The 4908-nt window shown below is 75.8% G+C and carries 4 protein-coding genes; 1 reads left to right on the top strand and 3 read right to left on the bottom strand.

Annotated features, from left to right (window positions below):
- The first annotated feature begins 63 nt into the window (after positions 1 to 63).
- Positions 64 to 1317 carry a helix-turn-helix transcriptional regulator gene (locus tag EF918_RS32455; RefSeq protein WP_125652493.1) on the top strand — a complete coding sequence of 418 codons (1254 nt, stop codon included), beginning with the start codon at positions 64 to 66 and terminating at the stop codon, positions 1315 to 1317.
- On the opposite strand, the gene EF918_RS32450 is transcribed toward EF918_RS32455, so the two are convergent.
- The 3 genes from EF918_RS32450 to EF918_RS32440 all read right to left on the bottom strand — a co-directional run bounded on the left by EF918_RS32450 (position 1287) and on the right by EF918_RS32440 (position 4855).
- Entirely contained in the window at positions 1287 to 1832 is a 546-nt protein-coding gene (locus EF918_RS32450) for a sigma-70 family RNA polymerase sigma factor (protein ID WP_125652492.1), read from the bottom strand. The two genes, EF918_RS32455 and EF918_RS32450, sit on opposite strands and share 31 nt — an antisense overlap.
- Before the next feature lie 281 nt (positions 1833 to 2113).
- Positions 2114 to 3556, bottom strand: coding sequence for a GuaB1 family IMP dehydrogenase-related protein (locus EF918_RS32445; RefSeq protein ID WP_185922024.1), 1443 nt, complete (start codon positions 3554 to 3556; stop codon positions 2114 to 2116).
- A 144-nt stretch (positions 3557 to 3700) separates the two neighbouring features.
- Complete coding sequence (locus EF918_RS32440) at positions 3701 to 4855, bottom strand: XdhC family protein (protein ID WP_125652491.1); 1155 nt, start codon at positions 4853 to 4855, stop codon at positions 3701 to 3703.
- Positions 4856 to 4908 lie beyond the last annotated feature (53 nt).

Raw genomic sequence — 4908 nt, 5'->3', positions numbered from 1 at the left:
GTCATCGGCATGGTCAGATGGTTATAAGAGACAGGGGCACAGGCGCACGAGGTGGCCCGGGGCGTGGTCGCCGACGCCCTCGCCGTGGGCGACGACCTCGCCGGGGCGGAGGCCTACCACGCGATGGCCACGGCCCTGTTCCGGCTGGGCCGGGACGTGGAGGCCGTGCGGAACGTCGCCGCGGGGATCGGCCGGGCCCGGCGCCATCCGCACGCGGGCGAGGTCCGGCTGCGGCTCCTGGCCGACCAGGCGGACGGGCACACCCGGCTCGACCAGCCGCGGGTGGTGGCCTCGGCCCTGGGCGAGGCCCGGGCGCTGGCCCGCCGCGACGGGGGTGCGCTGGGCGCCGTGGAGGCCCGGATCGCGGAGTACCACTACCGGTTCGGCCGCTGGGACGAGTGCCTGGTGGCGGCGGCCCGGGCCACGGAGGCGCCCGGCGGGGAGCCGTGGGTGCCCGTGGTGGCGCACGGGCTGCGGGCGCTGGTGCTGGGCCACCGCGGCGAGGAGGACGCCGCCGCGGCGGCGCTGGACCTGCTGCCGCCGGACGCGTTCGAGTCCGCCCCGACCCGCCGGTACCGGGGCCACGCGCTGCTGGCCCGGGCCCGGCTGGCCGAGGTGGCCGGCCGCCCGACCGACGCCCTGCACGCGCTGCTGCCGGTCCTCGGCGACGACACCCCCGCCACGGCGCCGGCCGACCGGCCCTGGCTGCTGGCCGAGCTGGTCCGGCTCGCCCTGGAGACCGGGGACACCGCCTCTGCCCGGGCTGCCGTGGCGGCCTGCGAGGGCGAGGCCGCGCACCATCCGGCGAGCCCGGGCACGGCCCTGGCCGCGCTGCGCTGCCGTGGCCTGTTCGCCCAGGACCCGCAGGTGCTGGCCGAGGCGGTGGAACGGGCCGGGCGCGGCCCGCGCCCGCTGGCCCGGGGTCAGTTGCTGGAGGACCTGGCGGTGTCCCGGGCCTGGGCGGGCGACCTGGCCGGGGCCCGGCAGGCGCTGGCGGACGCGGTCGGCGCGTACGAGGGGCTGGGCGCGGTGTGCGACGCGGCCCGGGCCGATGCCCGGCTGCGCCGGCTCGGGGTGCGCCGGGGCAGCCGGGGTGCGCGGCGCCAGGCAAGGCACGGCTGGGAGGCGCTGACGCCCGCCGAGTTGCGGGTGGCCCGGCTGCTGGCCGAGGGCCGGTCGAACCCCGAGATCGCGGCGGCGCTGTTCCTGTCCCGCCGGACGGTGCAGACGCACGTCTCGCACATCCTCGGCAAGCTCCAGGTCCGTACCCGGGCGCAGGTGGCGGCTCAGGCGGCCCGGGCGGGCTTCGGGCCGTAGCCGGGCATGACGGTCCGCAGCACGCGCAGGGCGTAGTAGGTGCGGGACTTGACGGTGCCGGGCGGGATGCCGAGGGCCTCGGCGGCCTCGCCGACAGAGGCGCCGCGGAAGTAGATCTGGTCCAGGACGGCCCGGTGCTCGGGGCTGAGGCGGCGCAGCGCCTCGCGGACGTCGAGGGCGGCCACGGCCGCGTCCATCCGGTCGTCGAGGTGCGGGGCCTGGTCGAGGGCGTCCGTGGCGACCTCGTCCGGGCGCACCATGCGGGCCCGCCGGGCGTCGATGGCCAGGCGCCGGCCGACGGTCCACAGCCAGGGGCGTAAGGAGTGCAGGCCGCCGTTCTCCAGGGCCTCGGGGTGTTTCCAGGCGCGCACGAGGGTCTCCTGGACCAGGTCCTCGGCGCGCTGCCGGTCGCCGTAGGTGAGGCCGAGGAGGAAGCCGAAGAGGGCCTTGCCGTAGGCCTGCTGGAGCTGGGCGAGGAGGTGCTCGTCGGTGCGGTGCGTCAGGGTCGTGGTCACCGGGTCGCTCCTTCGCGTGGGGGCGGGGGGCCGGGCTGGCGGAGGTCGTGACCAGAGCGTGACGGTACGGAGCCGTGGAGTAATCCGCCGAGTGGCGGATACCACCGCCGGCCGCGCCGAACGGTCGGACGGCCCGCCGGACGGCGCCCCCGGACCGCCCGTCCGCCCGTCCCCCGTCCCGTCGTCCGCCCGTCGCACGCGACGCACACCCCGCCCGTGGTACGCCGAAGGCCCCGGCGTCGACCGGGTGCGGTCGGGCCGGGGCCTTCGGGACGGGGGGGTCAGCTCCAGCTGGCGTGCAGCGGCTTGCCCTCGGCGTAGCCGGCCGCGGACTGGACGCCGACGACCGCGCGCTCGGCGAACTCCTCGAGGGAGCCGGCGCCGGCGTAGGTGCAGGAGGAGCGGACACCCGCGATGATCGAGTCGATCAGGTCCTCGACGCCCGGGCGGGCCGGGTCGAGGAACATGCGCGAGGTGGAGATGCCCTCCTCGAACAGGGCCTTGCGGGCCCGGTCGTACGCGGACTCCTCCGCGGTGCGGTTGCGCACGGCGCGGGCCGAGGCCATGCCGAAGGACTCCTTGTAGAGCCGGCCGTCGGCGGACTGCTGGAGGTCGCCCGGGGACTCGTACGTGCCGGCGAACCAGGAGCCGATCATCACGTTGGAGGCGCCGGCGGCCAGCGCCATCGCCACGTCGCGCGGGTGGCGGACGCCACCGTCGGCCCACACGTGCTTGCCGTACTTCTTCGCCTCGGCGGCGCACTCCAGCACCGCGGAGAACTGCGGCCGGCCCACGCCGGTCATCATCCGGGTGGTGCACATGGCGCCGGGGCCCACGCCGACCTTGATGATGTCCGCGCCGGCGTCGATCAGGTCCTTGACGCCCTCGGCGGCGACGATGTTGCCCGCGACGATCGGGACCTGCGGGTCGAGCGCCCGCACGGCCTTGATCGCGGTGATCATCGACTCCTGGTGGCCGTGCGCGGTGTCGATGACGAGCGTGTCCACGCCCGCGTCGAGCAGCTGCTTGGCCTTGCCGACGTAGTCGCCGTTGATGCCGATGGCGGCGGCGATGCGCAGCCCGCCCCCGGCGTCGACGGCCGGGGTGTACAGGGTCGCGCGCAGCGCGCCCTTGCGGGTGAGGATGCCGACGAGCCTGCCGTCCGCGTCGACGGCCGGGGCCAGCTTGCGGTGGCCGGCGTCGAGCTTGGTGAAGGCCTCGCGGGGGTCGATGTCGGCGTCGAGGAGCAGCAGCTCCTTGGACATGACCTCGGAGAGCTGGGTGAAGCGGTCCACGCCGGACAGGTCGTGCTCGGTGACGACGCCGACCGGGCGGTTCTCGGCGTCCACCACGACGCCGGCGCCGTGGGCGCGCTTGGGCAGCAGGGCGAGCGCGTCGGCGACGGTCTGGGTGGGCGCCAGGGTGATCGGGGTGTCGAGCACGTGGTGGCGGGTCTTGACCCAGGAGATGACGTCGGTGACGACCTCGATCGGGATGTCCTGGGGGATGACGACGAGCCCGCCGCGGCGGGCCACCGTCTCGGCCATCCGGCGGCCGGCGATCGCGGTCATGTTCGCGACGACCAGCGGGATGGTGGTGCCGGTGCCGTCGGGCGAGGAGAGGTCGACGCCCTGACGAGAACCCACCGCGGAGCGGCTCGGCACCATGAACACATCGTCGTACGTCAGGTCGTACGGCGGCTTCTGGTCATTGAGGAAACGCACGTGCAGAACATCCCAGTCGAGTCGATGGTGAACGATCCCCGGCCGGCCAGCCGAGGAAAAAGCACGTACTTCATTCTCCCATGTCCAGGGGTTCACCAATCCCCGGACTTTCCTCCAGGACACGATGTGCCACCTGGTTCTTTCCTACGGGACCAAGGTCCCGGGGGCCGGGGACGCCGGTCCGTGGAGCGGGTACGCGCCGCCGGTCAGGGGGGTTGCGGGGCGGGAATGGCGGACGGCGGTGAACTCCGCGGCGATGGACAGGGCCGTCTCCTCGGGGGTGCTGCCGCCCAGATCCAGTCCGATGGGCGAACGCAACCGGGCCAGCCCCTGCGGGGTCACCCCTTCGGCGCGGAGCCGGTCCACCCGTTCGGCGTGGGTGCGGCGCGAGCCCATGGCGCCGACGTAGCCGACGGGCAGCCTCAGCGCCAGGGTGAGCAGGGGCACGTCGAACTTGGCGTCGTGGGTCAGGACGCACACGGCGGTACGGGCGTCCAGCCGGCCGGCGGCGTGCTCGGCGGCCAGGTGGCGGTGCGGCCAGTCGACGACGACTTCGTGGGCGTCCGGGAACCGGGCCGGGGTCGCGAAGACCGGCCGGGCGTCGCACACGGTCACCCGGTGGCCGAGGAACGCGCCGATCCGGGCCAGCGCCGCGGCGAAGTCGACGGCCCCGTAGACCAGCAGCCGGGGCGGTTCGGCCGCCGACTCCACGAGCAGGGTCAGCGGCTCTCCGCACAGGCCCCCGGCGCTGCCGAGCTCGGCCGTGCCGGTGCGGCCGGCCAGCAGCAGGTCCCGGACCCGTGCGGCGGCGGCCCGGTCCAGGGCGGCGCCGCCGCCGAGCCCGCCGTCGTACGAGCCGTCGGGCCGTACGGCCAGGGCCCGGCCGAGCTGTCCGGGCGGGCCGGAGACCACCCGGGCCAGGGCGATCCGCCGGCCACGGGTGACGTGGTCCAGGGCCGAGCCGAGCACGGGCCGGACCGGGTCGTGGACCCGGACCGGGGTGATCAGGACGTCGAGGACTCCCCCACAGGTCAGGCCGACGGCGAAAGCGTCCTCGTCGCTGTGGCCGAACCGGTGCAGGCCGCCCTCGCCGGAGGCCAGGGCCTCCAGGCACAGGGCGTGCACGGCGGCCTCGACACATCCGCCGGACACCGAGCCGACGGCCGTGCCGTGCGCGTCCACGGCCAGCGAGGCTCCGGGGCCGCGCGGCGCACTGCCGCTCACGGCCGCGACGGTGGCCAGCGCGAAGTCCTGTCCGTCGGCGCACCACGCGCGTAGCTCCTCGGCGATGTCGCGCATCAGCGGACGGAGGCCCGACGGGCGCTCTGGCCGGGGATGAGCGGCCGTCGGGC

This window comes from Streptomyces sp. WAC06614 (genome assembly GCF_003949795.1).
Lineage (GTDB): Bacteria > Actinomycetota > Actinomycetes > Streptomycetales > Streptomycetaceae > Streptomyces.
This window is presented reverse-complemented; position numbering and strand designations above follow the sequence as displayed.